The organism is Paraburkholderia sp. Tr-20389 (assembly GCF_017104565.1).
In the GTDB taxonomy this organism is placed as follows: domain Bacteria; phylum Pseudomonadota; class Gammaproteobacteria; order Burkholderiales; family Burkholderiaceae; genus Paraburkholderia.
In genome coordinates this window covers 88,138-114,378 of record NZ_JAAGPD010000018.1, presented here as the reverse complement: position 1 = coordinate 114,378, position 26,241 = coordinate 88,138, and the positions used below count along the sequence as shown (strand labels likewise).

The 26,241-nt window shown below is 62.2% G+C and carries 27 protein-coding genes; 14 read left to right on the top strand and 13 right to left on the bottom strand.

The features are described from left to right. Positions 1 to 20: 20 nt before the first annotated feature. Positions 21 to 425 carry an FKBP-type peptidyl-prolyl cis-trans isomerase gene (locus G3N95_RS18645; protein ID WP_012403284.1) on the bottom strand — a complete coding sequence of 135 codons (405 nt, stop codon included), beginning with the start codon at positions 423 to 425 and terminating at the stop codon, positions 21 to 23. Positions 426 to 625: 200 nt separating this feature from the next. Beyond that, positions 626 to 1,159 (bottom strand): carboxymuconolactone decarboxylase family protein, encoded by a 534-nt coding sequence (locus G3N95_RS18640; RefSeq protein WP_205971570.1) that lies wholly within the window; start codon positions 1,157 to 1,159, stop codon positions 626 to 628. A 204-nt stretch (positions 1,160 to 1,363) separates the two neighbouring features. On the opposite strand from G3N95_RS18640, the gene G3N95_RS18635 reads away from it, so the two are divergent. Then, positions 1,364 to 2,263: a hypothetical protein gene (locus tag G3N95_RS18635; RefSeq protein WP_205971569.1), complete on the top strand. Its 900-nt coding sequence runs from the start codon at positions 1,364 to 1,366 to the stop codon at positions 2,261 to 2,263. A gap of 38 nt (positions 2,264 to 2,301) precedes the next feature. Here G3N95_RS18635 and G3N95_RS18630 read toward each other — a convergent pair whose 3' ends face one another. The 3 genes from G3N95_RS18630 to G3N95_RS18620 all read right to left on the bottom strand — a co-directional run bounded on the left by G3N95_RS18630 (position 2,302) and on the right by G3N95_RS18620 (position 5,120). After that, on the bottom strand, positions 2,302 to 2,556 hold the full coding sequence (locus tag G3N95_RS18630) for a hypothetical protein (protein WP_205971568.1): 255 nt from the start codon (positions 2,554 to 2,556) through the stop codon (positions 2,302 to 2,304). A 416-nt stretch (positions 2,557 to 2,972) separates the two neighbouring features. Next, positions 2,973 to 4,535 (bottom strand): methyl-accepting chemotaxis protein, encoded by a 1,563-nt coding sequence (locus tag G3N95_RS18625; RefSeq protein ID WP_205971567.1) that lies wholly within the window; start codon positions 4,533 to 4,535, stop codon positions 2,973 to 2,975. Between the two features lie 366 nt (positions 4,536 to 4,901). Next, positions 4,902 to 5,120 carry a hypothetical protein gene (locus G3N95_RS18620; protein ID WP_205971566.1) on the bottom strand — a complete coding sequence of 73 codons (219 nt, stop codon included), beginning with the start codon at positions 5,118 to 5,120 and terminating at the stop codon, positions 4,902 to 4,904. A 428-nt stretch (positions 5,121 to 5,548) separates the two neighbouring features. On the opposite strand from G3N95_RS18620, the gene G3N95_RS18615 reads away from it, so the two are divergent. The 3 genes from G3N95_RS18615 (at position 5,549) to G3N95_RS18605 (ending at position 8,396) form a co-directional block, all read left to right on the top strand. Beyond that, complete coding sequence (locus tag G3N95_RS18615) at positions 5,549 to 6,022, top strand: response regulator (protein WP_205971565.1); 474 nt, start codon at positions 5,549 to 5,551, stop codon at positions 6,020 to 6,022. Positions 6,023 to 6,110: 88 nt separating this feature from the next. Then, positions 6,111 to 7,664 (top strand): phospholipase D family protein, encoded by a 1,554-nt coding sequence (locus G3N95_RS18610; protein ID WP_205971564.1) that lies wholly within the window; start codon positions 6,111 to 6,113, stop codon positions 7,662 to 7,664. A gap of 117 nt (positions 7,665 to 7,781) precedes the next feature. Beyond that, positions 7,782 to 8,396: a lytic transglycosylase domain-containing protein gene (locus G3N95_RS18605; protein WP_241018685.1), complete on the top strand. Its 615-nt coding sequence runs from the start codon at positions 7,782 to 7,784 to the stop codon at positions 8,394 to 8,396. Positions 8,397 to 8,398: 2 nt separating this feature from the next. Here G3N95_RS18605 and G3N95_RS18600 read toward each other — a convergent pair whose 3' ends face one another. After that, positions 8,399 to 9,292, bottom strand: a complete 894-nt coding sequence (locus G3N95_RS18600) for a LysR family transcriptional regulator (RefSeq protein WP_205971563.1) — start codon at positions 9,290 to 9,292, stop codon at positions 8,399 to 8,401. A gap of 75 nt (positions 9,293 to 9,367) precedes the next feature. Between G3N95_RS18600 and G3N95_RS18595 the strand changes: the two genes are divergently transcribed. After that, positions 9,368 to 10,126 carry a sulfite exporter TauE/SafE family protein gene (locus tag G3N95_RS18595; RefSeq protein ID WP_205971562.1) on the top strand — a complete coding sequence of 253 codons (759 nt, stop codon included), beginning with the start codon at positions 9,368 to 9,370 and terminating at the stop codon, positions 10,124 to 10,126. Here the strand turns inward: G3N95_RS18595 and G3N95_RS18590 are convergent. Next, positions 10,115 to 10,534: a DUF6632 domain-containing protein gene (locus tag G3N95_RS18590; RefSeq protein ID WP_205971561.1), complete on the bottom strand. Its 420-nt coding sequence runs from the start codon at positions 10,532 to 10,534 to the stop codon at positions 10,115 to 10,117. The genes G3N95_RS18595 and G3N95_RS18590 overlap by 12 nt on opposite strands. A gap of 47 nt (positions 10,535 to 10,581) precedes the next feature. Further along, positions 10,582 to 11,235, bottom strand: coding sequence for a hypothetical protein (locus tag G3N95_RS18585; RefSeq protein ID WP_241018703.1), 654 nt, complete (start codon positions 11,233 to 11,235; stop codon positions 10,582 to 10,584). A 191-nt stretch (positions 11,236 to 11,426) separates the two neighbouring features. Here G3N95_RS18585 and G3N95_RS18580 point away from each other — a divergent pair, with 191 nt between their 5' ends. After that, positions 11,427 to 12,098: a nitroreductase gene (locus tag G3N95_RS18580; RefSeq protein ID WP_205971559.1), complete on the top strand. Its 672-nt coding sequence runs from the start codon at positions 11,427 to 11,429 to the stop codon at positions 12,096 to 12,098. A 13-nt stretch (positions 12,099 to 12,111) separates the two neighbouring features. Here G3N95_RS18580 and G3N95_RS18575 read toward each other — a convergent pair whose 3' ends face one another. Then, entirely contained in the window at positions 12,112 to 13,203 is a 1,092-nt protein-coding gene (locus G3N95_RS18575; protein ID WP_205971558.1) for a linear amide C-N hydrolase, read from the bottom strand. A gap of 186 nt (positions 13,204 to 13,389) precedes the next feature. On the opposite strand from G3N95_RS18575, the gene G3N95_RS18570 reads away from it, so the two are divergent. Next, the gene (locus G3N95_RS18570) at positions 13,390 to 13,878 is read left to right on the top strand and encodes a GAF domain-containing protein (RefSeq protein ID WP_205971557.1); all 489 of its coding nucleotides are present in this window, start codon (positions 13,390 to 13,392) and stop codon (positions 13,876 to 13,878) included. A 78-nt stretch (positions 13,879 to 13,956) separates the two neighbouring features. Here G3N95_RS18570 and G3N95_RS18565 read toward each other — a convergent pair whose 3' ends face one another. Beyond that, positions 13,957 to 15,390 carry a catalase gene (locus tag G3N95_RS18565; protein WP_205971556.1) on the bottom strand — a complete coding sequence of 478 codons (1,434 nt, stop codon included), beginning with the start codon at positions 15,388 to 15,390 and terminating at the stop codon, positions 13,957 to 13,959. 432 nt (positions 15,391 to 15,822) lie between these two features. On the opposite strand from G3N95_RS18565, the gene G3N95_RS18560 reads away from it, so the two are divergent. From G3N95_RS18560 to G3N95_RS18530, 7 genes are read left to right on the top strand one after another with little or no spacing between them, the layout of a single operon-like run. Next, positions 15,823 to 16,701: a MurR/RpiR family transcriptional regulator gene (locus G3N95_RS18560; protein WP_205971555.1), complete on the top strand. Its 879-nt coding sequence runs from the start codon at positions 15,823 to 15,825 to the stop codon at positions 16,699 to 16,701. Positions 16,702 to 16,706: 5 nt separating this feature from the next. Next, positions 16,707 to 17,273: a D-alanyl-D-alanine dipeptidase gene (ddpX, locus tag G3N95_RS18555; protein ID WP_205971554.1), complete on the top strand. Its 567-nt coding sequence runs from the start codon at positions 16,707 to 16,709 to the stop codon at positions 17,271 to 17,273. 58 nt (positions 17,274 to 17,331) lie between these two features. Then, the gene (locus G3N95_RS18550) at positions 17,332 to 18,939 is read left to right on the top strand and encodes an ABC transporter substrate-binding protein (protein WP_205971553.1); all 1,608 of its coding nucleotides are present in this window, start codon (positions 17,332 to 17,334) and stop codon (positions 18,937 to 18,939) included. Between the two features lie 12 nt (positions 18,940 to 18,951). Further along, the gene (locus G3N95_RS18545) at positions 18,952 to 20,022 is read left to right on the top strand and encodes an ABC transporter permease (RefSeq protein WP_205971552.1); all 1,071 of its coding nucleotides are present in this window, start codon (positions 18,952 to 18,954) and stop codon (positions 20,020 to 20,022) included. 58 nt (positions 20,023 to 20,080) lie between these two features. Beyond that, the gene (gene nikC, locus G3N95_RS18540) at positions 20,081 to 20,995 is read left to right on the top strand and encodes a nickel transporter permease (RefSeq protein ID WP_205971551.1); all 915 of its coding nucleotides are present in this window, start codon (positions 20,081 to 20,083) and stop codon (positions 20,993 to 20,995) included. 1 nt (position 20,996) lies between these two features. After that, a complete protein-coding gene (locus tag G3N95_RS18535) occupies positions 20,997 to 21,878 on the top strand; it encodes an ABC transporter ATP-binding protein (RefSeq protein WP_205971550.1) in 882 nt (293 codons plus the stop codon). Continuing rightward, positions 21,875 to 22,642, top strand: coding sequence for an ABC transporter ATP-binding protein (locus G3N95_RS18530; protein ID WP_205971549.1), 768 nt, complete (start codon positions 21,875 to 21,877; stop codon positions 22,640 to 22,642). Before G3N95_RS18535 ends, G3N95_RS18530 begins: the two co-directional genes overlap by 4 nt. Before the next feature lie 34 nt (positions 22,643 to 22,676). Here the strand turns inward: G3N95_RS18530 and G3N95_RS18525 are convergent, their stop codons facing one another. The 3 genes from G3N95_RS18525 to G3N95_RS18515 all read right to left on the bottom strand — a co-directional run bounded on the left by G3N95_RS18525 (position 22,677) and on the right by G3N95_RS18515 (position 26,225). After that, positions 22,677 to 24,041: an aromatic acid/H+ symport family MFS transporter gene (locus G3N95_RS18525; RefSeq protein ID WP_205971548.1), complete on the bottom strand. Its 1,365-nt coding sequence runs from the start codon at positions 24,039 to 24,041 to the stop codon at positions 22,677 to 22,679. Positions 24,042 to 24,111: 70 nt separating this feature from the next. After that, the gene (locus tag G3N95_RS18520) at positions 24,112 to 24,450 is read right to left on the bottom strand and encodes an NIPSNAP family protein (protein WP_205971547.1); all 339 of its coding nucleotides are present in this window, start codon (positions 24,448 to 24,450) and stop codon (positions 24,112 to 24,114) included. 11 nt (positions 24,451 to 24,461) lie between these two features. Further along, the gene (locus G3N95_RS18515; protein ID WP_205971546.1) at positions 24,462 to 26,225 is read right to left on the bottom strand and encodes an FAD-dependent oxidoreductase; all 1,764 of its coding nucleotides are present in this window, start codon (positions 26,223 to 26,225) and stop codon (positions 24,462 to 24,464) included. Positions 26,226 to 26,241 lie beyond the last annotated feature (16 nt).

Here is a 26,241-nt window from a genome sequence, read left to right as displayed (position 1 = left end):
TGACCGGGTTTGCAAGAGGGTTACTTGACGATCGCGAGCAGCTCGACTTCGAACGTCAGATCGCTGTTCGGCGGAATCGTACCGACGCCGCGCGAGCCATATGCGGTCGCGGCCGGGCAGGTCAGCTTGGCTTTCTCGCCGACCTTCATCGTTGCGACGCCTTGCGTCCAGCAAGGGATCACGCGGCCGAGCGGGAACTCTGCCGGGCCGCCGTGCTTGGCCGAGTTGTCGAACTCGGTGCCGTTCGCGAGCGTGCCGCGGTAGTTGACGCGCACGACGTCGGCAGCCGTGGGCTGCGGGCCGCTTCCCTGCGTCAGGTGTTCGACGACCACACCGGAGGGCAGCTTCTCCGTCGATGCGGCGTTAGCGTTGAGCGCCACCGATGCGAGCGCGGCTGCGGCGAGCAGGGCAACAACTGATTTCACGCGTATCTCCTTGGTTAAAAAAGCGCCCCCATTCTAGCGGATCACTCCTTCCCGACAGAGACCTGAATCAACTTGCAACAAATGCAACCCTTGCATGCGATGAAACGTTGCGCGCGCAAACGTGAGATTGCCCGCGACCGGCTGGATCACCGGTCGCGGGCAAAAAAGGGCTGGCGCGTAGCTGCCCGAGTGCCGCTCGATCAGATCTTCGGGAAATCGACGACCGTGTCGTTCACGCGATTGAACAGGTTCGTGAAGGTGATGTCGGCGATGGCGAGCAGCGTTTCGGTGATTTGCTGATCGTTGTAACCTGCCGCCTTCACGGCATCGACGACGGCTGCGGGCACCGTGCCGCGCGACGTGAACACGGTCCGCGCAAACGTGGCGATCGCGTTCAGATGGGCGTCGGCGGAATCGCGTCCTTCGCGCAGTGCGGCCACGTCGTCGGCCGCGATGCCTACTTTCTTGCCCGTCAGCGAGTGAGCGGCGAGACAGTAGTCACAGTCCGCGACGCCGCTGATCGCGAGCTTGATTGCTTCCACTTCCTTGCGCGACAGCGCGCCCTTGCCGAGTGCATCGCCCGTGGCAAGCACGATTTGCAGTGCGGCCGGGCTGCTCGAACCGATCGCTGCATAAGCGTTCGGCACCATGCCGACCGCGCGCTTGATGCCTGCGAAGAGTTCAGCTGCCTGACCGGTTGCTTCGGCGACGGGTTGGCGATTGAGACGTTCCATGATGTTTCTCCATGAGTTGATCGAGGTATTTGCCTTTGCGTGACTGGGTCAGCGCATGGAAGTCATTCTAGGAACGAGCGTTGCTAGCGTGAATGCTGGTTCAAATCACGTTTATGCTCGAACGGCTCATCGCCGTTTGGGCGGGCTCTGCTATATTCGTGCGACATTCGCCCTATCACAGGGTCGTCAGCGGGAGCGCCTGAAATGAGCACTCACGGGATCATGCGTAAAACAAAACGGTTCGTCCTGATCGTTCTCGCACTATTGGGCCTGTCGCTCGGCGCGCTATCCTGGGCCGACGACAACGCCGCCGCGCTCAAGGACAAATACGATGCGCTCGCGCCGCAGCTCAAATCGAACGTGTTTCATCGGCCGATTCATCTGGATTCGGAAGAGACGCAAAACTCGTTGAAGGGCGATATCTACGCGGTGGTGGATTATCCGTTCGCCACCGTCAACAACGCGTTCAACGACCCTCAGCAAGGCCCCGCGAACTGGTGCGAGGTGCTGATCCTGCATCTGAACACGAAGTACTGCCATGCATCGGCGGGCAGTAACGGCGCGGCGATCATCAGCATGAACGTCGGCAAGAAGACGGAGCAGGACCTTGGTGACACCTACCGTGTGCAGTTCAATTACCGATCGGTGGCGACGAACCCTGACTATTTCCAGGTCGACCTGAGCGCGGCGACGGGACCGCTCAGCACGAAGGACTATCGGATCGTGCTCGAAGCCGTCGATATCGGCAAAGGACACACGTTCCTGCATCTCACGTATTCATACGGCTTCGGCACGGCCGGCCGCATCGCGATGAAGACCTACCTCGCGACGATAGGCAGTGCGAAAGTGGGATTCACCCAGGCATCGGGCGACTATATAGGTGGCGTGCGCGGCCTCGTGGAGCGCAATACGATGCGCTATTACCTCGCCATCGACGCATATCTCGCTTCTCTCTCCTTTCCTGCCGGCAAACGCGTCGATCAGCGCTTCGCCACGTGGTTCGACGCCACGGAGCAATACCCGCGTCAATTGCATGAACTGGATCGACAGGAGTACCTGCAGATGAAGAAGAACGAGTACCAGCGCGAGCAAACGGCGCAATAACTCAATTCGAGGTTGCGCGACGCGCAGTGGCGCGACGCCTAGCGGTCGATAGCCGCGATATCGTGAATGCGCAGGAAATCTTCCCGCTCGTCGTAAAGTGTGGCGAGTATTGCGCGTGCGTCCATTGGATCGAGATCGGGATCGGTGACGATCATCATGAGGTCGTACATGGCCACCGCGCCCGAATAGAACGCTGTCTCCGACGCTTGCAACTGCGCCTGTGAAACGCCGCGCGCAATCTGACGCGCGCAAAACGCCTTCCAGAACGATTCGATGGTCAATGCCTCGTTCATCGTGCCCTCTCACGCTTCAAACGCCCCCCTCGGCCAAGGCCGCCGGTGCGTTTGCTCTCTCAGGTTCCGCATGCAATCGGATTGCACTTCAAGCAGGTGCATCCGTGCACGTCTTTAGCGCGATTGAATAAGCTCATCAATCGGCTGCGCAACTTTGAATATGAAACGCTGCATTTGAAAACCGCTAACGCTTATCGCATCGAGCTTCGCGCGATGTTCTTATGATAGTAGGTTTATACCGCACTGCAACCTGTTTGCAACGCAGTCGCATTAAGCGTTTCGTTTCAATTCAAGAAGAAAGTCGATGCGCATAAACGCACTCGATAAATTACGGCAAATGCGTTTGCTGGCAATGTGAGCGGTGCGGATGAACTACGCAATCAGGCGTGGTTCATCCGCCATGCAATGTACTGCGCTCAAGCCGCCGCGAGCCTGAACGCGGAAACGGTGTCGTCCAGTTCGCGGCCCTGATCTCGCAGCGATTGCGACGCAGCCGACGCCTGCTCGACAAGCGCGGCGTTCTGCTGCGTGACCGTGTCCATCTGCGTGATCGCCAGGTTGATCTGCTCGATGCCGCGCCCCTGCTCCGCCGATGCCGCCGCGATCTCTTCGACGATCTCCGACACGCGCGCGACCGCCTGCTTCACATCGGCCATCGTCTGGCCCGCGTCATCGGCAAGCGAAGCGCCGCTCTGAACCTCTTGCACGGAACGCGCAATCAGTTCCTTGATCTCCTTCGCTGCCTGCGCCGAACGCTGCGCGAGACTGCGCACTTCACCCGCGACGACCGCGAAGCCGCGGCCCTCCTCGCCTGCACGCGCTGCTTCGACGGCAGCGTTCAACGCGAGAATGTTCGTCTGGAACGAGATGCCTTCGATGATCCCCGTGATGTCGGCGATCTTGCCCGAGCTTGCGCTGATCGCTTCCATCGTCGTCACGACGCGTTCGACGGTCTCGCTGCCGCGCTGCGAGATCACCGACGCATTCGACGCCAGCGACTTCGCATGCTGCGCGTTGTCGCTATTCTGCTTCACGGTCGACGTCAATTGCTCCATGCTCGCGGCCGTTTCCTGCAGCGAGGCAGCCTGAGCTTCCGTACGGCGGCTCAGGTCGCTATTACCCGTGGCGATTTCTGTCGTCGCACTCGACACGCTTGCGCTACTCATGCGTACGCGGCCAACCGTTTCCGTCAGCCGTTCGTTCATGTCGCGCAGCGCCTTCAGCAGTTCGCCCGCTTCGTCGTCGCGATCGACGATGATGCGGCTCGTCAGATCGCCCTTCGCAACGGTGCGCGCGACCTGAACGGCGCGCGTGATCGGCTGCGTGATCGAACGCACCATCCGCACGGCGAGCACGATCGACGCGAGTATCGCCAGCGCGCTCACGCCGAGAATGACGTTGCGCAGCATCGCGTAGCGATCTTCGAAGTTCTGCACGATCTCGTCCTGGCGAGTCTTCGTGTACGTCGCGTAGTCATCCGTTGCCTTGACGAGCGCGGCCAGCAGCGGACGGCAATGCTCGTCCATCTCCTTGATCGCCTCGTCGTGATGCTTGTCGAGCGCAAGGCCCACGATGTTCAGCGCGACAGGGCCGTAGAGTCCCTCGACGCGGTTCATCTCGGCGACCAGCGAACGCGCGGTCTCGCTCGTATCGGTCGCGCTGTTGATCATGTCGTTGAGCTGCTTGAGCTTGATGCCGACATCTGCATGCGCGCGTTTCACTGCTTCCGTCTCGAGGTCGAGGTCCGCCTGCGTCGTGACGAGCACGAGATTGCGCGCGGCGATTGCGCGGCGGTCGACAGCCGCGCGCACCTCGGCCGCCACCTGCGCGCGTGCGTCGATGCCGTGCACATACCGGCTGAACGCATGTGTCGTGCTCGCGAGGCTCAACAGCGAGACGACGGAAATAACGACGGCGATTGCCGCCATGGACAGGAAACCGACGAACAGCCTCGTCCTGATGGTTAAGGTCTTCTTCACTGTTGGCCCCCGGTTGACCAAGAAAAAATCTGCTGTCGCGATGAATCTTTTGTATGCAAAAAAACGCCTGCTCTCAGTTCAGGCGTGGCGTGAATCTCCCGCGGCCGCTTCGTGTGCGGCGCGTGGATTCGCTTTGGTTTACTGGTTATCGGACGCTGCTTCCCCAATATTTAACATTTGAGGGTTTTCCGCAGGCATTTGACGCCGACATGATGACAATCTGAAGAATTCGCCGGTCATTGTCCTTATTACGCGAGAAATCAGGGGGTGCGCGCATACCCTTCGCATCGCGCGACAGGCTCTGTGAAACCTCAGTGAAAACGTCTGGGAAGAACGCTCGACGAAATGCGAAGCGAATAGAACCGGCTAGTCCCAGTTCTCGTCGATCCATTCAATGGCCCATGTGCGCGCGCATGTCATCGCGTCGGATTCATCGACGAATGAATCGATGTCGCCCGACTGATGAACTTCGGCGGCCGTATTGCCCGATGCCGGGCGAGTGAGTTTGGCCTGGGCGACGTAATGGCCATCTTCGTCGTGCCGTGCACGGCAGTCGATATGGAATCCCTTGTAGTCGAAATGCATGGCAAGCCTCCATCAGCGAGAAAGTGCGATGCAATCCGGGTCTGGGCCTCATCCCGGCGGATGGAAGAATCCTAGCATGGCAACGCGCACGTCTCCCCCTTTCATTTGCGCTGCATCGCACGTTCGCAACCAGTGTTTCAAGCCGTGCAACCGTCGATACGCCGTGCAAAAGCTGCAATGTTGCATAACCGGCTTGCGCATTCGCTGCATCCACGCACACGGAATCAATCAACCTCGCAGACGCATCGAGTCTCCGCCCGATCAGCGTCGAGCCAATGTCCACGCGGCTTTCGGACCATGCAAGGCGCGTTGAACCCAGCACCGGACCGGCTACCGGCATCAAGCATGGAATACCTGTTGCTGTAATTGCTTAATCGACAGCGGCTTAATCGACAGCGGACATTCGCGCCGAAGAAACAGGGGCAAACATGCGCAGCAGAACCTTCACGCCAACGCGGAGTCAGGTCTGGACGGCGGCACGCTTCATCGCCCAGTCGTTCCCGCCGCGCGTCCTCATCGTCGACGATTACATCGATTCCGCCGACGCGCTCGCCGCGTTTCTCGCCACCACCGGCTTTGAAACACGCGTCGCGTACAACGGCGGCGACGTATTGGCAATCGCGAATGAATGGCATCCCGACAGCATCGTGCTCGACATCGCGATGCCGGGCGTGTCGGGCCTCGCCGTCGCACGTGCACTGCGCGAGTCGCCCGCGACCGCCTCCGTGCCCCTGCTCGCGTACACGGCCTATGAAACGGGAGACAACTATGCGCAGTTGCGCGACGGCGGCTTCGACGGCGTCTGCGCGAAGCCGATCGACCCGTTGACGGTCGTCGAAATACTCGCGACGTTTCTGGGTACGGCCGCACTCAATCTCGCGTACTCGTTCCGCTCGTCATGACGTAGCGCATCCCGCACGGTAAGGCGCTACTTGTAACGGACGTTCGGTCCCGCTAATCTGACGCGCATCGCAGACGCGGAGCGCGCTCATGATCACATTACGAAGTCTTCTCGCGGCGTTCGCCGTCGCCTTGCTGACTTCGTGCGCGAGCCTGCCGCCACAGACAGACCGTGTCCAGACGCATGCCCTGTCGGGCACGCAGAACACACGGCTCGGCATTGCGTTCGCGCCGCAGGAAAAGCAGCATCCGGACGAGTCCGCGTTCCATCTGCTGCCCGATGCCGTCAACGCGCTGGTCGCGCGCCTCGTGCTCGCCGAAGCAGCCGACCGCACGCTCGACCTGCAGTACTACATCTGGCACGACGACCTGACGGGTCGCGAACTTGCGGCGGCAGTGATGCGCGCCGCCGACCGCGGGGTGCGCGTGCGGATCCTGCTGGACGATCTCGGCACGAATGCCGACGACAAATTGCTGCTCGCGCTCGACGCACATCCAAACGTGCAGATCCGCCTCTTCAATCCCGTCGCGAACCGCACGTTCAAGAAGCTCGGCATGGCCGCCGAGTTCCTTCGCGTGAACCGGCGCATGCACAACAAGTCGATGATCGCAGACAACCAGGGGGCGATACTCGGCGGACGCAATATCGGCGATGAGTATTTCGGTGCATCGACGGATGTCGCGTTCGGCGATCTCGATGTGCTCGTGCATGGTCCCGTCGTGCCCGAGGTATCGCAGGCGTTCGACCTGTTCTGGAACTCCGCGGCGTCCTATCCGATCGACGCGCTGATGGGCCGCAAGGCGGACGCCGCGGCACTGGCCGACGCGCGCAGCAAGCTCGACGCCTATGTCGTGTCAGAGGAAAACAATCCCTATGTCGTGAATGCGCGCGAGCGGCTCACGCACGTCATTCACTCGCAGGACGCGGTGTTTTCCTGGGGCAAGGCCACGCTGCTCTACGACGACCCCGCGAAAATCACACGCTCGCCGGGCGACTCGGAAGGTCACCTGATGACGCAGTTCAAGGCGCTCGACCTGCAGCCGACTCAACAGATGCTCGTCGTCTCGCCGTATTTCGTGCCCGGAAAAGCAGGGGTCGCGTGGCTTTCCGGCCTCACGCAAAAGCATGTTCGCGTGACGGTCCTGACCAATTCGCTCGCCGCCACCGATGTCGCCGCCGTGCATGCCGGCTATCAACGCTACCGCAAGGCACTGCTCGAAGCAGGCGTGCACCTGTATGAACTGAAGCCCGTCGCCGAGGACAAGACGGAAGAAAAGAAGCATCTGTTCGGTTCGTCGAAGGCTTCGCTGCATGCAAAAACCTATGTGTTCGACCGCGACAGCATCTTCATCGGCTCGATGAATCTCGATCCGCGCTCCGTCGAACTCAATACGGAGATCGGCGTGTTTTGCGAAAGTGCGGCGGCCGCCGCGCAAGTGGTCGATACGCTGGAGCCGAGCCTCGATCGCATTGCATGGCGGCTCGAATTGCGCCCGAACCTGAACGGCACGAACAGCATCGTCTGGATCGACACCGCGCCGGACGGCACCGTGAAAGTGCTCGACAGAGAACCGGACGTATCGGTACTGCGCAAGACGGGCGTCTGGCTTCTGGGCATTTTGCCGATCGAATCGCAGCTATAGCGAGCCGCCCGCACGGGCTCCATCTTTACGCGCTCTTTACGCGCGGCCCTCGATTCTTTTGAAAATCTCGACGGCAATGTGCTTAGAGTGCTTGCATCCGGGCTCGTACCAGACGACATGCAAGAACAACAACTCGACCTCGCCAAAGTACGCTGGAAGTACGCACTCGTCAGGCTCGCATTGATGGCGGCGAGCCTCGCGCTATGCAGCGCGCTGCCGTTCACGCATGCGCAAGCGGAACCTGCGCCTGAAGCATCGCAGGCATCCGGCGCGCCGCTTCTCCCGTCGCCCGCCGACATCGTCGCGACGCTGCGAGCGCAGTTCCGTGTCTCCGCCACCGATGCACTCGTGATCGCACGAGCCGTTCTCGCCGAAGCCAACCGCTATTCGATGTCGCCCGCACTGCTGTTGTCGGTGATGGCCGTCGAATCGGGCTTCGATCCGCGCGCCGTGAGCACGCTCGGCGCGCGCGGACTGATGCAGGTGTTGCCTGCCGCGCATCCGCGTGCGTTCTCGAACGTGAAGGAACTCGACGATCCCGCCATCAACGTGCATATCGGCTCGTCGATTCTGCGCGGCTATCTCGACGCGTCGGGCGGCGACATCGATGCCGCGCTGTGGCGCTACAGCGGCGGCGGCAAGGGCTATGCGCGCCGCGTCGCGCTGCACATGCAGCGCTTCAACGCCGTGTTGCGCACGAGCGTGCAACCCGTCTCGGGCACGCTTCCCTGATATCACTCACCGAGCGTCATCAGCTGTTGCGCGAGCGCATGCGCATGCGGCGTGAGCGCGGCGAAGTCTCGTGCGCACAGATGCAGACGCCGCGTCGTCCACGCCTCCGAGAGCGGCAACACGACGATTTCCGCATCCCGCAGCGGCTGCGTGCAGGCAGCGGGCAGAATCGCGATACCCACGCCCGCAGCGATCAGACGCCCCAGATCGGCAACATTGCGCAAGCGCACGCGATACTGCATCTGCCGGCCAAGGCGCGATGCGCGCTCCGTCAGATGCCGCTCCAGCGCCGCATCGGACAGACCCACGAACGGCTCGTCCACGATATCGGCGAACGCGACGCGCGCCTCGTTCGCCACGCGATGCGCACGGCTCGCGGCTACCACCAGTTGATCGTCGACGATCATGTGCGTCTGAAGCGCCGCGAGGTCGGCGATATCCGCGACGATACCGAGATCCGCGCGACCTTCGGCAACGGCGCGCACGATGTCCGCGCTCGGACGCTCGTCGATATCGACGGACAGGTCGGGATGTGCAATCAGAAAGCGGCCAATCTGCTCGGGCAAAAACGAAGCGAGCGCAGCCGTGTTCGACATCAGATGTACGCGGCCTTTCAGGCCCTTCGCGTAGCTGCGCAGTTCGCCGCGCATCTGTTCGATCTGTCCGACGATCAGCCGCGCGTGACGCACCAGCGCCTCGCCGGCGGGCGTCGCCCGCACGCCGCGGCGCGTGCGTTCGAGCAGCGCCGTGCCCAGCGCCGACTCCATGCCCGAGATGCGCTCACTCGCCGAAGCGAGCGCGAGATGCATCGCCTGCGCGCCGCGCGTGAGGCTGCCTTGCTCGACGACCATCAGGAATAGCCGCAGGTCAGTGAGGTCAAAACGCGACGTGGTCATCTTCGTCTAAAGCGAACGCTGGCATCGGAGAATCCCGATTGTATCCGCGAAGCCCGCGCCGCTATGATGCGTCGCATGAACGATCTATTCCTTGTGGCAGGCGCCGGGCTGGTGGCGGGCGGCATGAACGCGCTGGCGGGCGGCGGCTCGTTCGTCACGCTGCCCGCGTTGATCGCGGCGGGCGTGCCTTCGGTTCAGGCGAACGCTTCGAGTACCGTCGCGCTGTATCCGGGCGGACTGGCGAGCGCGTGGGCGTATCGCGACGGACTCGGGCCAATCGGCTCCGTGCGGCTTCGCGCGCTGCTCGTCACGACGCTCATCGGCGGGATAGGCGGCGCGTTGCTGTTGCTCCTCACGCCGTCGAAGACTTTCGATTTCGTCGTGCCCTGGCTGCTGCTCGTCGCGACGCTCGCGCTCGCATTCGGCCGGCGCTTCGGCGAATGGATGCGGCGGCGCTGGCACATCGGGCAAACAGCCGTACTCGCGATCCAGTTCGCGCTCGGCGTGTATGGCGGCTATTTCGGCGGCGCGGTCGGCATCATGATGATGGCCGTGTGGGGATTGCTCGACAGCCGCGAACTGAAGCTGCTCAATGCACCGCGCACGCTGCTGGTGAGCGCCGCCAATACGATGGCCGTGGTCGCGTTTGTCATTGCGCATGCGGTGCATTGGCCCGAGACCATCGTCATGCTGATCGGCGCGACGATCGGCGGATACGGCGGCGCGCAGGTGGGACGCCGCGCGCCCGCCAACGTCATTCGCTACGGCACGCTGCTGCTGACGGCCTGCATAACGATTGCGTTTTTCGTGCGTGCCTACCGCTCAGGAAGATGACTTCAGCCACGCCGCGCGCCGCAGCATGCGCGCCGCTTCGCCTCTCGGCGTGAGCACGGCAAGCACGGTCGCGACGATGAACAGCGCCGGCACGTCGCCGAGCAGATGGCCGAGATGCCCGTCATGCATCAGCGACTGCACGGCCATGATCGCGCCGTGCACGATGCTCGACCACACGGTGAACCAGATCAGGCTCAGATGCTCGAGCGGATTGCGTGCAGCGATCAGCAGGAACACGCCGAGCGTCGCGTAAATGCCGACGATCATCAGCGGATAGTCCGAGTAGCCCGTATGCCACGCCCACCCGGACGGCCAGACGATCATCAACGGATAGAAGCAGACGAGCGCGATCAGCCCGATGCAGATGAGCGCGATGCGCAGATAGGCGATGCGTGCGGCTTGATTCATGAGGGGCCTCCCGGTAGCGGTGCGGCTGGCGCCTCTCATGATAGACGCTAGCCCGCCTGCCCCTGACGATGCGTTTGCTGTTGCGCTTCGTCGACGCGCGGCGGATGCCGGTGATCGCGCGGCGCCGGTTCGTGTCCACGACGATCGGCCACGCGCGCCGGCCCTTGTTGCGGGCCATGTTCCGCGTGCCGCATGGGCGGCGGCCCATCGTGGCGCTCCGGCCGATGCGGCTGCTGCGCATACCCGGGCCGCTCGCCATGCGGATGCGGCCGATGCTCTTCGCGGCGCGGCGCGGCCATTGCGTGAACGGGCGGATGCGCGCCATGACGAGCCATCTCGACGCGCAGATGTTCGCGTCGGCGGAAGACTTCGGCTCGGCGGTCGCCATGCGCATAGAAATGCCGATGACGCTTGCCGTCCGGTCCGACCACCCAAAGATACGTGCTGCCGCCGACGAACACCACGTCGCGATCGACGACACCCGCGATATACACGTCGCTCGGTGCGGCCACATAGACGGGCTGCGGAGCGGGTGCCGGCGCGCGCACGACGACGGCAGGCGGCGGTGGCGGCGGCGCCTGTACCGCGACGACAGCGGGACGCGGCCTTGCGGGCGCGGCAGCGATCTGCTGCTCGCTGGTGACGCAACCGGCAAGCGCGGCGAATGCGGCGATTGCCGCGAAAGATGTGGCCAGCTTCATCGTGTTCAAATGCGGCTCCCCGTTTTTATGTGGTCGTACTGATTCGCCCGCATTAACGGCACAGTCTTACAGAAGCTTTAGCGCGGCGAGCTTGCGGACTGCGCAACGCGGCCGCCTGTATCATCGGCATCAGTCGATCTCTACGATGCCGCGAACACGCGAATCGCAACGCCTTGCCCGAGGAGCACAGCGTGAACGTCAGTGAAGCCTTCACCAGCCGCAAATCCGTCCGCCAGTTTCTTGCCACGCCCGTCGCACCCGATATCATCCGCCGCGTGCTCGCGACCGCCGCGCGCTCGCCTTCCGGCGGCAATCTGCAGCCGTGGCATATCCACGTGGTAGGCGGCGACGCGCTCGCGCGTCTCAAGCACATCATGCGCGAGCGCGTCGTCGATGCGCCCGGCGGCGAGGACACGGAATACGACATCTATCCGCCAAGCCTTCATTCGCCGTATCGCGAGCGGCGCTTTCAGGTCGGCGAAGATCTTTACCGCAGCATCGGTATTGCGCGCGAGAACCGTCCCGCGCGCCTTGCGCAGTTCGCGCGCAACTTCGCGTTCTTCGATGCACCGCTCGCGCTTTTCTGCACCGTCGACCGCCGGATGGGGCCGCCGCAATGGTCCGATCTCGGCATGTTCATGCAGACGGTGATGCTGCTGTTGCGCGAGGAAGGATTGCATAGCTGCGCGCAAGAATGCTGGGCGCAGTATCCGACGACGATCGGCGCGTTTCTCGATCTGCCCGACGGCCGCATGCTGTTCAGCGGCATGGCGATCGGCTACGAAGACACGAACGCCACAATCAACCAGTGGCGTGCGCAGCGCACGCCTTTGGACGAGTTTGCACAGTTCATCGGCATCTGATCGTCCCGCTTGTTCACGACGCCTTCGCGGGCATGAACGTGAACGACGGCGTCGGCACGAACCTGCCCGACACTTCGCCGGAATAGACCTGGCCTTTGTCGATGGTGAGCTTGAGCACGGGTGCGCCCGGTTTCAGATTGAGCTTGTGGAGATCGATCCAGAACGTATCGGGCCGCGTCGACGAATCGAAGTAATAGACGAGGTTCTTCTGATCGGCGACCGTGCGCCAGATCGTCGACGACAGATTCGGCTGGTCGGGCGTGCTGATGCCGAGTGGTACGCTGACGGACCGCATCACGCTCATCACGCTTGCGACGGCCTGATACGCATACGAACGGTTCGGCACGCCGACGATATAGTTCGGATCGAGTTGCTTCGGAATCGCATCGAGTAGAAACGACGCGCGCACGAAACGGTCGGCCGCGCGATTGGTGCCGGGCAGGAAAGTCAGTCCGCCGACGCCGCGCCAGTAGGTATCCAGCGCAAGCTGCTCGCTGTAGATGGGCGAGTTCGTCATGATTTTGTACGGCTTGCCGTGATGAATCACGAGCTTGCCGTCCAGATACTCCAGAATAGCGGAGTCGCCGCTCGCATCGGAGAGCGACAGATGTATCGTGATCGGCTTGCCGTTCGGCAGCGGCGGCGCAATGATCTGGAACGGCTCCTTGCCCAGCGCGTCGACGGCTTCGGCGACCGTCGCGAAGTTGTCGAGTGCATACTGCGCCCACAAACTGATCGACATCGGCGCGCGCGCCGGGTCGGGCTTGCCGTAATCCGTCTCCGCCAGATAGAGCGCGTTCGCCACCATCCCGCGCTCGTTGATGCCGTCGACGCTGCCTATTTCATAGCCCGACACGATCACGCTGCCGTATTTCGCTTTCCAGCGCGGCGAACGCGGCCCCGCGCGCCCATCGCGCTCGATGCCCGCCGGGAACACCCACAGGTTCGACATCATGTCTTCGGACCAGTCCATCGTGCGGCCCGTAATGACGAGGTTGTCTTCGCCGACGTAGAGCGCACGCGTGCACGCATCGGCTGTCAATGCGATGAACAGCGCGGTAATGGCCGCGAGTGCCGTACAGAACTTCGCAAACGGTGTACGCATCAGCTTTCCCTTTGGCCCGCACGGGCCGTTCATGTTGCCAATACGCCTGCCAGAACAGATGGAAATCCAGCCACCGTATTCTGTACCGTGATGCGCGAACGTGCATGCCTGTGAGCAGCCTGCCGTCACGTTCCGCGCGTTGGTGAGAAAATCAATGGCACATTGCAACCAAACCGAGTGCATCCGATGTTCGAAGCTACCATCAATACCGCGCTGCCCAAGGCCGAGTTCTATCGTGAACTGGCGTCGCAGGCGCGCTCGCTGCTCGAAGGCGAATCGAATCAGACTGCCAATGCGGCGAATCTGTCGGCGCTGATCTTTCACAGCCTGCCGCAACTGAACTGGGCGGGTTTCTATTTCGCGCTCGACGGCGAACTGGTCGTCGGCCCGTTTCAGGGCAAGCCGGCCTGCGTGCGCATTCCGATGGGCCGTGGCGTATGCGGTCACGCCGCGCAAACGCTCGAAACGCAGGTGGTGCCCGACGTCGATGCGTTCCCCGGACATATCGCGTGCGATTCGGCGTCGCGCTCGGAGATCGTGATTCCGCTGCAAAAGGCGAATGGCGAACTGGTCGGCGTGCTCGATATCGACAGTCCCGTGCTGGAACGTTTCGACGACGAGGACCGGCGCGGACTCGAAGAAGTCGCGAAGATCTTCGTCGCTTCGCTGGGCTAAGCGACCTTTTCGTATCGTCGAAACGAAAAAACCCCGAAGACCGTTCGATCTTCGGGGCAGATCCGACATCGCGCCAACTTACTTCGCCGACTCCAGCGCAGCCGCCACGCCTTGCCCGTATGCGGGATCGGCCTTCGTGCAGTGCTCGATATGCAGCTTCCGGATCGGCTCCGACACGCCCGCCAGTGCGCGCGCCGTGTTGTCGAACAGCGTCTGCTTCTGTTCGGCCGACATCAGGCGGAACAGATTGCCGGGCTGCGAGAAGTAGTCGTCATCGACACGGTGATTCCAGTGGTCGGCGGCGCCTTCGATCGACAGCGGCGGCTCGCTGAAATCAGGCTGATCGAGCCATTCGCCGCGCGTATTCGGGTTGTACGGCGTCGCGCCGCCCATGTTGCCGTCGACCCGCATGAAGCCGTCGCGGTGATAGCTGTGCACGGGGCACTTCGCCGCGTTCACAGGGATCAGGCTGTGATTGACGCCCAGCCGGTAGCGCTGCGCGTCGCCATATGAGAACAGACGCCCTTGCAGCATCTTGTCCGGCGAGAAGCTGATGCCCGGCACCACATTCGCGGGATTGAACGCAGCCTGCTCGACATCGGCGAAATGGTTGTCAGCGTTGCGGTTCAATTCCATCACGCCCACTTCGATCAGCGGATAGTCCTTCTTCGGCCAGACCTTGGTCAGATCGAACGGGTTATACGGCGTCTTTGACGCATCCTTCTCCGGCATCACCTGCACGTACATCGTCCACTTCGGGAACTCGGTACGTTCGATCGCTTCGTACAGGTCGCGATGAGAGCTTTCGCGATCCGCGCCGATCAGCGCCGTCGCATCCGCGTCCGACAGATTCTGGATGCCCTGCTGCGTGTGCAGGTGGAACTTCACCCAGAAGCGTTCCTTGTCCTCGTTGATGAAGCTGAAGGTGTGGCTGCCGAAGCCATGCATATGACGGAACGACTTCGGAATGCCGCGATCGCTCATGACGATCGTCACCTGATGCAGCGCTTCGGGCAGTTGCGTCCAGAAGTCCCAGTTGCTTTCTGCGCTGCGCAGGCCCGAACGCGGATCGCGCTTGATCGCGTGGTTCAGGTCGGGAAACTTCAGCGGATCGCGCAGAAAAAAGACCGGCGTGTTGTTGCCGACGAGATCCCAGTTGCCTTCGTCCGTATAGAACTTCACCGCGAAGCCGCGGATGTCGCGTTCGGCATCGGCGGCGCCGCGTTCGCCAGCGACCGTCGAGAAGCGCGTGAACAGCTCCGTCTTCTTGCCGATCTGCGAAAAAATCTTGGCGCGCGTGTACTTCGTGATGTCATGCGTGACCGTGAACGTGCCGAAGGCGCCCGAGCCTTTCGCGTGCATGCGGCGCTCAGGGATCACCTCGCGGTCGAAGTGCGCCAGTTTCTCCAGGAACCACACGTCCTGCAGCAATGCAGGACCGCGCGGCCCGGCCGTCTGAATGTTCTGGTTGTCTACAACGGGTGCGCCAAAAGCGGTCGTCAACTTGTTCACGTCTAGCCCTCCAACACTGATAGGAAGCTCCGGGGACGCGCCACCGGATCGTACTGTGGGTTTTCCAGCGACGACGGCCGAACGGCAACCGCTGTCTCCGGAGGCGGAATCGGGACGGCAAACGCCGTCGAAATGAAGGCCGCGCGGTGCTCCACACGCGCCAACCGTTACTGCGGGAGCGATCTTATCGCCATTCGAATGAACAAGCAGACAAGGGGTAAGCGTTTAACCGGAGGATGCAACCGGTGCGCGATGCACGGCTAAAAGTGGAAGAGTCATGAATGACAGTCAATGCGCGGCGCATCTCGTCACTATGAACTTGCGCAATCCGATAAAAATTTTAAGTTAGCGCTCGCTTTATTGTCCTTGTCATATACATACCAGATTGCCGGCCAATGACAGATAACTAACGAGAAATCGGAACGACACTCGATGTCCACCGCGTTCGCCCACACAGTCGAAGCAAGCTTTGCGACGCTCACGCCAACGGCGAAGCGCATCGCCAGCTATATGCTGGCGAATCTGGAGCGCCTCGGTCTGGAGACGGCGGATCAGATCGCGCAGCAGACGGGCACGAGCGGCATTTCGGTGGGACGGTTTCTGCGCAGCGTCGGCTATCGCAATCTGGACGACCTGAAGCGCGAGCTTCGCGGCGCGCAGTCGCGCCCGTGGTTCATCACGGACCGGCTCGATGCTTATCGCAGCGAGCGCGATAGCGGCGACGCGAACAACCTCGACGCCATCGACGCCGCGCCGGCCAGTTCGCTCGATCTCGAAGTCGACGCGATCCGCTATGTGTACCAGCTGGCGCAAAGCGAAGCGTTCGCGCGCATCGCCCAGCGCATTGCCGAAGCCGATGCCGTTTTCATTCTCGGCATTCAATCGACGCGCGGCATTTCCAACGCGTTCTATAGCTACCTCGAATACCTGCGCCCCCGCGTGTTCTATTCCGACGGCATGTCCGGCTCGTATGTGGACTCGCTCAATTCGGAGTTCGCGTCGCCGTATCTGATCGTCACCGACACGCGCGCCTACTCGCGCATCGCGCGCCGCTATTGCGAAGCCGCTGCGCGGCGCGAGTTGCCGTTTGCGCTTGTCACCGATCTCTATTGCCCGTGGGCGCGCGAGTTCTGTTGCGATCTGATTCAGGTGAAGACGGATGTCGGCCAGTTCTGGGACTCGCTTGCACCGCTCACCTGTCTGTTCAATCTGCTGCTGACAGCGATTGTCGAAAGGCTCGGCCCCGTCATCGACGAACGCGTCGCGCGCAACCGCGAGTTGCAGCGCGAACTCGATCAATTCGACCTTTGAACCTCATGACCGACAAACCGCAACTGATCCATATCACGCCGGAAACGCATCGCGTCGAACTCGACCTCGCGTACGCGACCGCCGACAATTTCACCGGCAAACCGATCTACAAGGAAGCGCACTGCCTGTTGCTCGCGCCCGCCGAAGCGGGCTTGCGCAAAGCCGTCGAACTCGCGGACAGCGTCGGCATGACGCTGCGCATTTTCGATGCGTACCGTCCGCCGCAAGCGCAACAGGTGCTGTGGGACTTTCTGCCCGATCCGACTTTCATCGCGGAGCTGGGGCGCGGCTCGAATCATAGCCGCGGCACCGCACTCGATCTGACCTTGATCGACGGCAACGGCGAGGCGCTCGATATGGGCACCGGCTTCGATGCGATGGTCAAGGAGTCCGAGCACTTTCACAAAGGGCTGCCGCAGCATGTGCAGCGCAACCGGCTGCTGCTGCTCGGCATCATGCATGCGGCCGGCTTCACGCATATTGCAAGCGAGTGGTGGCACTACGAAATACCCGGCTCGCGCGCGCTGCCCATCATCGACAACAGCGAAAGCGGCCCGTTGAAACTGATGTAATCACGTTGATTTCTTTGCTGTTCATTGTCCGCATGTTCCCTCTCGATACGGAGCGAGTATGAATCTGGTTCTGCGCAATGCGCTAGCGGCAGTCGCCGTCGTTTCGGCACTGACGCTTACGATGACGACAACAAGCACTGCATTGGCCGCCACGCCGAAAGACATGCTGGTGATCGCCACCACACTCGACGAATTCTCGACGCTCGATCCGGGCGAAGTGTACGAGTTGGTGCCCGAAGAGTATGTCGCGAACACCTATGACCGTCTCGTGCGCGTCGATCTCAAAGACCCGTCGAAGTTCAACGGCGATGTTGCGCAATCGTGGACGGTCAGCCCCGACGGACTCACGTTCACGTTCAAGATCCGCTCCGGCCTCAAGTTCCATTCGGGCAACCCGCTCACGGCCGACGACGTCACATGGTCGATCCAGCGCTGCGTGCTGCTCGACAAGGGCGCTGCGGCCGTGCTGCAAGGCATCGGCCTGACGAAGGACAACGCGCTGCAAAACGTGAAGAAGGTCGACGACTCGACCGTCAGCATCACGACCGACCAGAAATACGCGCCCACGTTCGTGCTGAACGTGCTGGGCGCATGGCCCGCGTCGGTCGTCGACAAGACGCTGCTGATGTCGCATCAGAAGGGCAACGACTTCGGCAACGAATGGCTGCGCACGAACGAGGCGGGTTCGGGTGCCTACAAGCTCGTCAAATGGAGCGCGAACGAAAGCATCATCCTGCAGAAGTTCGACGGCTACCGGATGCCGCTCGCGATGAAGCGCATCGTGATGCGCCATGTGCCCGAGGCGGCAAGCCAGCGTCTGCTGCTCGAAAACGGCGACGCGGATGTCGCGCGCAACCTGAGCCCCGACGATCTCGCCGCACTCACGAAGGGCAACAAGGTCACTGTGAATTCGGTGCCGCAGGCCACGCTGCTCTACCTCGGCCTCAACGTGAAGAACCCGAATCTCGCGAAGCCGGAAGTGCAGGAAGCAATGAAGTGGCTGATCGACTACGACGGCATCCAGAAGAACGTGACGAAGAGCACCTTCAAGGTTCATCAGACCTTCCTGCCTGAAGGCTTTCTCGGCGCGCTCAACAGCAATCCGTATCACCAGGATATCGCGAAAGCGAAAGCCCTGCTCGCCAAGGCCGGTTTGCCGAACGGCTTCAACGTGACGATGGACGTGCGCAGCGCCTACCCGTACAACGAAATCGCGCAAGCCGTGCAAGCCAACCTCGCGCAGGGCGGCATCAAGGTCGAGATCATTCCCGGCGACAACAAGCAGACGCTCGCGAAGTATCGTGCGCGGCAGCACGATATCTATATCGGCGAGTGGTCGGCCGACTACATCGATCCGCACAGCAATGCACAAGGCTACGCGTGGAATCCCGACAACTCGGACAAGTCTTCGTACAAAATGCTGGCGTGGCGCAATTCATGGGACATTCCCGATCTGACGAAAGAGACCAACGCGGCACTCGCCGAATCGTCGACGACAAAACGCGCCCAGCTCTATCAGACGATGCAGAAGGAAATGCTCGCGAAGTCGCCGTTCGTCATCATGTTCCAGCAGGTGTCGCAAGTGGCGATGCGTCCGGGCGTGTCGGGCCTCGAAGTCGGTCCGATCAACGACCTCGTGTCGTATCTGCACGTGAAGAAGCAGTAAGCGCATAGCGACATGTCGACGACGCTCACTCCCATCGACCGGATCCGCGCTGCGTCCACGCGCAGCGCGGGCGTGCGCTGGACCTTGCGCATGCTGCGCTGGGCGCTCACGCTCGCGATCACGTTCACGGGGCTGCTGGCCGTGACGTTCGTGATCGGCCGCAAGGTGCCGATCGACCCGGTGCTCGCGATACTCGGCGACCGCGCATCGGCAAGCGCATACGCGGCCGCGCGCATCCAGCTCGGCCTCGACAAGCCGCTCGCCGAACAGTTCTTCATCTATGTGAACGCGGTGCTGCACGGCGATCTCGGCGTGTCGCTGCTGACCGCCAACCCCGTTATCGACGACATCAAACGCGTGTTTCCAGCAACGCTCGAACTCGCCACGCTGGCGACCATCATCGGCGTGCTGATCGGCGTGCCGCTCGGCGTGATCGCGGCGACCCGGCATAACCGCTGGATCGATCACGTCGCGCGTTTCATCGGGTTGATCGGCAGCTCCGTTCCCGTGTTCTGGTTGGGCCTCATGGGCCTGCTGCTGTTCTACGCGAAGCTGCATTGGGTGTCGGGACCGGGCAGGCTCGACCCCGTGTTCGACGGCATGGTCGATACGCACACGGGCAGTCTGCTGATCGATGCGCTGATAGCCGGCGAATGGGATGTGCTCTTCAATGCGCTGTCACACATCGCGTTGCCTGCCGCGATCCTCGGCTACTACTCGGTCGCGTATCTGAGCCGGATGACGCGCTCGTTCATGCTCGACCAGCTGAGTCAGGAATACATCACCACGGCACGCGCCAAAGGCCTGTCCGAGCGGCGGGTGGTGTGGGTCCATGCGTTCGGCAACATCGCCGTGCCGCTGCTCACGGTGATCGCGCTCTCGTACAGCTTCCTGCTCGAAGGCTCGGTGCTGACGGAGATCGTGTTCGCGTGGCCCGGCATCGGCTCATATCTGACGGGCGCGCTGCTCAATGCCGACATGAATGCCGTGCTCGGCAGCACGCTCGTGATCGGCGTGACCTTCATCGCGTTGAATCTGCTGACCGACGCGCTTTATCGCGTGTTCGATCCGCGCGCCCGCTGATGCAACGGAGACCTTCGACGTGCGACCCCCTGTTGACCGTTCGGCTCGGGACTGGCCGATGAACGCGCCGCGTCCCACATGGAAAGAATGGCTGCTCACGGACACGCCCGCGTCGCGCAGACAAGCGGCGCTTGGCCTTGCGTACCGGCGCTGGCGGCGCTTCGCGGGCAATCCGCTTTCGGTATTCGGACTGTCGATTCTCGTGCTGCTCGTGATCGTCGCGATCATCGGGCCGTGGATCGCACCGCACGATCCGTTGCAGCAAGTTCTCTCCGACCGTTTGTTGCCGCCCGGTTCCGCATCGCATTGGCTCGGCACCGATCAGCTTGGCCGCGACATTCTCTCGCGCATCATCTACGGTTCGCGGCTCACGCTGTCGATCGCGATACTCGTCGTCGTCGTGGTCGTGCCCATTGGCCTGTTGATCGGCACGACGGCGGGCTTCTTCGGCGGCTGGGTCGACAACGTGCTGATGCGCGTGACGGACATTGCGCTGGCGTTCCCGAAGATCGTGCTCGCGCTCGCGTTCGCCGCCGCGCTCGGTCCGGGCGTGATCAATGCGGTGATCGCGATTTCGATCACTGCGTGGCCTGCATATGCGCGACTCGCGCGCGCCGAGACGCTGCGGCTGGTGCAGGCCGACTTCATCCACGTGGCACGGCTGCAAGGGGCGTCGAACACGCGCATTCTGTTGCGCTATATCGTGCCGCTGTGTTCGTCGTCGGTGATCGTGCGCGCGACGCTCGACATGGCCGGCATCATCCTGACCGTCGCGGGCCTCGGCTTTCTCGGGCTCGGCGCGCAGCCGCCGAGCCCCGAATGGGGCTTCATGGTCGCGTCGGGCCGCAACGTGCTGCTCGATTCCTGGTGGGTCGCGACGATACCCGGCTTTGCCATTCTGCTCGTGAGCCTTGCTTTCAATCTGCTCGGCGACGGCTTGCGCGACGTGTTCGATCCGCGCCACGGAGACTGACATGAGCATGAACGAAGCACAGATCCCGCTGTGCGAAATCGACGATCTGCGCATCGCGTTTCGCGCTCACGATGGCTCGATGAACGAAGCGGTGCGCGGCCTTTCGCTGACATTGAACAAGGGCGAACGGCTCGGCATCGTCGGCGAATCGGGTTCGGGCAAATCGTTGACAGGACGCGCGCTGCTCGGGCTGCTGCCACCCGCCGCGCATTGCACCGCGCAAGCGCTGCGCTTCGACGGACAGGACTTGCTGTCGATGCGCGCCGACAAACGCCGCCGTTTGTGCGGCCAGCAGATGGGCATGATCCTGCAGGATCCGAAATACTCGCTGAACCCGGTGATGACCGTTGCGCAACAGATGCGCGAAGCGTTCGCGCTGCATGACCCGAAACTGGGCCGCCGCGCGATGCGCGAGAAGATCGTCGCCGCGCTCGAAGCCGTGCATATCCGCAACCTCGAACGCGTCGCCGATTCGTATCCGCATGAACTCTCGGGCGGCATGGGACAGCGCGTGATGATCGCGATGATGGTATCGACGGGACCGCGCCTGTTGATCGCCGACGAACCGACCAGTGCGCTCGACGTGCTGGTGTCGATGCAGGTGCTCGCCGTACTCGACGAGATGATCGCAAAACATGACACTGGCCTCATCTTCATCAGCCACGATCTGCCGCTCGTGATGTCGTTCTGCGATCGCGTCGTGGTGATGTATGCGGGGCGTGTCGTGGAAACCTGTGCGGCGCGAGACCTCGTGCACGCGCAACATCCGTACACACGCGGCCTGCTCGCCGCGAATCCGCCGCTTGCCAATCCGCCCGCCGAACTGCCCGTGCTTTCGCGCGATCCCGCGTGGCTCAACGACGTGCAAGGAGCATCCGCATGATCGACGTCGATGCATTGACGGTGCGCTTCAAGACGGCGGCCGGCGTCGTCGACGCCGTGCGCAACGCAAGCTTTCATGTCGCGCAAGGCGAGGTGTTCGGACTGGTCGGCGAATCGGGCTCGGGCAAGTCAACCATCTTGCGCGCATTAAGCGGACTCACACCCATTGCGCAAGGCACCATGCGCATTGCGCTGCCAGATGGACAGGCGCAAAAGCGCGGCGTGCAAATGGTGTTTCAGGATCCATACGGCTCGCTGCATCCACGCTTCACCGTCGATCAAACCTTGCGCGAGCCTTTGCGCATCAACGGCATCGCGCAGCATGAAGAGCGTATCGTCAATGCGCTGCGTGAAGTGGGACTCAACCCGTCGTTTCGCTTTCGCTATCCGCATCAGCTATCGGGCGGACAGCGGCAGCGCGTCGCCATCGCACGCGCGCTGATCGTCGAGCCGCGTGTGCTGCTGCTCGACGAACCCACGTCGGCGCTCGACGTCTCCGTACAGGCCGAGATACTGAACCTGCTCAAGCGCCTGCATCACGAGCGCAATCTGACGATGATTCTCGTCAGCCACAATCTGGCCGTGGTCGGCTTCCTGTGTTCACGCGTTGCGATCATGCGCAATGGCGAGATTGTCGAAGAACTCGATATCGAGCGGATTCGTGCGCAACAGGTCGACAATGATTATTCGCGCAGCCTGCTGCTTGCGACGGGTGGTTATCAACGAAAAGCCGTCGAGGCGATGGGCGTCGACACGTCGCTTTGAGAAGAAAACGCGGCCCGTTTAGGGCCGCGTTTTTTCATTCCACGGCCGGCGTCAGTTTTCCTTCTTCGCGGTGCGACGCGCCCGGACCCCGCGCCATGGCGAACACGCCGAATGCGGCGATCATCGCGGGTACGGCAAGCAGGCTGAACACCGAGCCGAACTGCCAGCCCAACCCCATCAATGCTGCGCCGACCAGCGCACCCGCCACGCCGCCGATGCGCCCCACGCCGAGCATCCATGCGACACCCGTCGCGCGCCCTTGCGTCGGATAGAAACTCGCCGCCAGCGCGGACATCGACGTCACGGCGGAGGTGATGACCGTGCCCGTCAGGAAGATCAACGTGCCGAGCCAGACCTGATGCCCGATCCCGCGCCCGACCAGCATCACCAGCAAGGCCGCGACGACATACGTGCACGCGATCACGCGATTCGCCTTGAAGCGGTCCATCAACCAGCCGACGCTCAGATTGCCGAGTATGCCGCCGAGTGGAAACAGCGATGTCATCAGCGCAGCGTTCTGCCCGGAAAAGCCGGTGTCCTTGAAGAGCGTGGGCAGCCAGTTGGTCAGCAGATAGTAGATCAGCAGGCCCATGAAGTACGCGAGCCACAGCATCAGCGTGCCGAAGCGAAAGCGCGTCGACAACACCACGCGCAATGCAGAGCCGCGATGCCCGGCGACGGCCTCCGCGGTGACGAACCGGCATGCTTCGAGATGTGTGTGCCTGGCGATGCGCGAAAGAACGCGAGCGATCCGCGCGTCGCCACGTTGTCGCGTCACCATGAATTGCGCGGATTCAGGCAGCAGAACGATGAGCACGAACGTCAGCGCGATCGGTCCGATACCGCCCGCGACGAGCACGCTCTGCCAGCCGAAGTGCGGAATGAGCCACGCCGACGCCACACCGCCGATCGCGAGTCCGCATGAGAAGCCGCAGAACATCGCATTCACGGCCACGGCACGAATGCGCGACGGTGAGTATTCGGACATCAACGTCACCGCATTGGGCATCGCGGCGCCGAGTCCGAGGCCTGTCATGAAGCGAAGCACCGTAAGCGATTCGATCGAGGTCGCATGCGCGGCAGCGAGACTCCATACGCCGAAGAAAAACACCGACAAAACCAGCACCGTTTTGCGCCCGATGCGATCGGCAAACGGCCCGGCGGCCAATGCGCCGATCCCGAGGCCGACGAGAGCGGCGCTCATCACAGGCCCGAGTGCCGAACGCGCAACGCCCCAGTCCTGCACCAGCGAAGGCGCGATGAAACCGACCGCAGCCGTGTCGAAGCCATCGGCAGCGACAACCAGAAAACAGAGGACAAGAATCGTCCATTGAAAAGGCGAAAAGCGTTCGCCGTCGATGAAACTCTGCACATCGACTGTACGTTTGTGCTGGCTCATTGCGTGTCTCCTTGATACGCGGGTGCTACGTCTCCATATGTTTGTGATAGCGCTGGCTGTTTCTATTTTTCTAGCGCAGCGCAGTGAGGCTTCTGAATTCGACGCGCCGGATAATCCGGCTTTCCTGCGCGACGATCAGATGCGCGGACGCCTGCAAATACGCAGGCCATTCCGGGTCTGCATCGCGCGCGGTGCGGCGATGGTCGTAATCGGCAATGCTTTCGTAGCCCCACAGATGCACGACCTGATTCAATGCGCCGATATCGCTCATATAGAAACCGACGGGTGCACCGAGATACTTCAACTGAATCGGCATCGCGAGACGATCGAATACCTCGATGAACTCGTTCATGCCACGCGGCCGGATCGTATAAATGCGGTGATCGACAAAGGGTTGGGTGCTGCTCATGATGCGGTCCTCTATACGGTTGCGGATTGCCGCGCGTTTTGCGCGTGCGTGCCGGCAGGCACGTCGGCCACGCCCGCGAGGCGGCGGCCCGTGATGTAGCCGAACGTCATGATCGGACCCAGCGTGATGCCCGCGCCCGGATAGTTGCCGCCCATCACGCTCGCGCGATCGTTGCCGACTGCGTACAGTCCTTCGATGGCGCCGCCGCGTGCATCCAGCACTTCTCCCGTGACAGCTGTCGTGATGCCGTCGAACGTGCCCAGGTCGCCCATTACGACCTTGAGCGCGTAGTAAGGCCCGTCGCCGATGGGCGCGACGCATGGATTCGGCTTGTGTTCGGGATCGGCGAGGTATCGATTGAAGGAAGTCGAGCCGCGTCCGAACTCGCGGTCTTCGCCGTGTTTCGCGCTTTCGTCGTAGGTGCGCACCGTCGCTTCGAGCGCAGCGGCATCGATACCCGCATGGCGCGCAAGCTCGGCGAGCGTGCGCCCTTTGACGAGGTAGCCATTGCGCAGCAGCGGCCTCAACGGAACGGGCGCGGGCTTTGCAAAACCCAACCCGTACTTGCGGATCGTCGCGTGATTGCAGATCAGCCACATCGCCGTTTCTTTTTCGTGTCGGCATGCTTCGATCATCGCAGCGCCGACATCGTGATACGAGTTCGCTTCGTTCGTGAAGCGCATGCCTTTGCGCGTCACGCCGATGATGCCCGGCTTGTAGCGGTCGACGAGATGCGGAAACACGCCGAACGTGCCGTCGCGCATCGGCACACGCGACACGGGCATCCACGCGGCCGGCTGCGGATAACGGATCGGCACTTGCGCGCCGACGCGTTCGGCCATGCGCGCACCATCGCCTGTGTTGCCCTTCGGTACGGGCGAACAATGCTCGCCGCCACGCATCACATGCGGATACGCTTTGGCGATGCGCGCTACATCATGCGAGAAACCACCGCATGCGAGCACCACACCGCGTCGGGCAGCGATGCGACGCTCGCCGTTCGGACCTTTGACGATTGCGCCCGTTACGCGCCCGTTCGACACGATGAGTTCCTGCGCAGCAGTATCCGTGTGAATCGGAATGCCCATCGCAAGCGCTGTTTTCGCGAGCCGCGCCGCCAGCGCATTGCCGCTCGTGATCTGCACACCGCGCCGGTAGAGCGCGAGATCCTTCAGGTGACTTCCAAGGCGCTTCGCCACATATAAAGCGGACTTGAGCGAGCGCGTCGCGTTGAAGAAGTGCTTGAGGTCGGCGTTCGACGAATTGAACATCATGCCGATGAATGTGATCGTCTTGAGCGGCGGACGCAGACGCGCGATGTCGTCGCCGAGATTGCGCGCATCGTAGGGCGCCGCGACGACCGAGCGTCCGATGTTCACGCCGCCTTGCACAGTCGGGTGATAGTCGGGATAAAGCGTGGGGACGAATTTCACTTCCGTCTCGCGCTCGAAGAAATCGAGCATCTGCGGACCGACGTCGAGGAACGCATCAACGGCCGCTTCGTCGAAGAACGCGCCTGTTTCATTGCGCATATACGTCTTCGCTGCTTCACGCGTATCGTTCACGCCGTTCGCGCGCGCATGCCGGTTGCCCGGGATCCACAGCACGCCGCCCGAAAACGCCGTCGTGCCGCCGAAATACGCTTCCTTTTCGATCACCACGACATCGAGGCCATGCTTGCGCGCGGTGATCGCCGTCGAGAGTCCGCCTGCGCCCGAGCCGATGACGAGTACATCGCACGTCAATGGTGAGCCTGAATCAGTTTGAGTAGCCATGCTGTGTCTCCTGCTC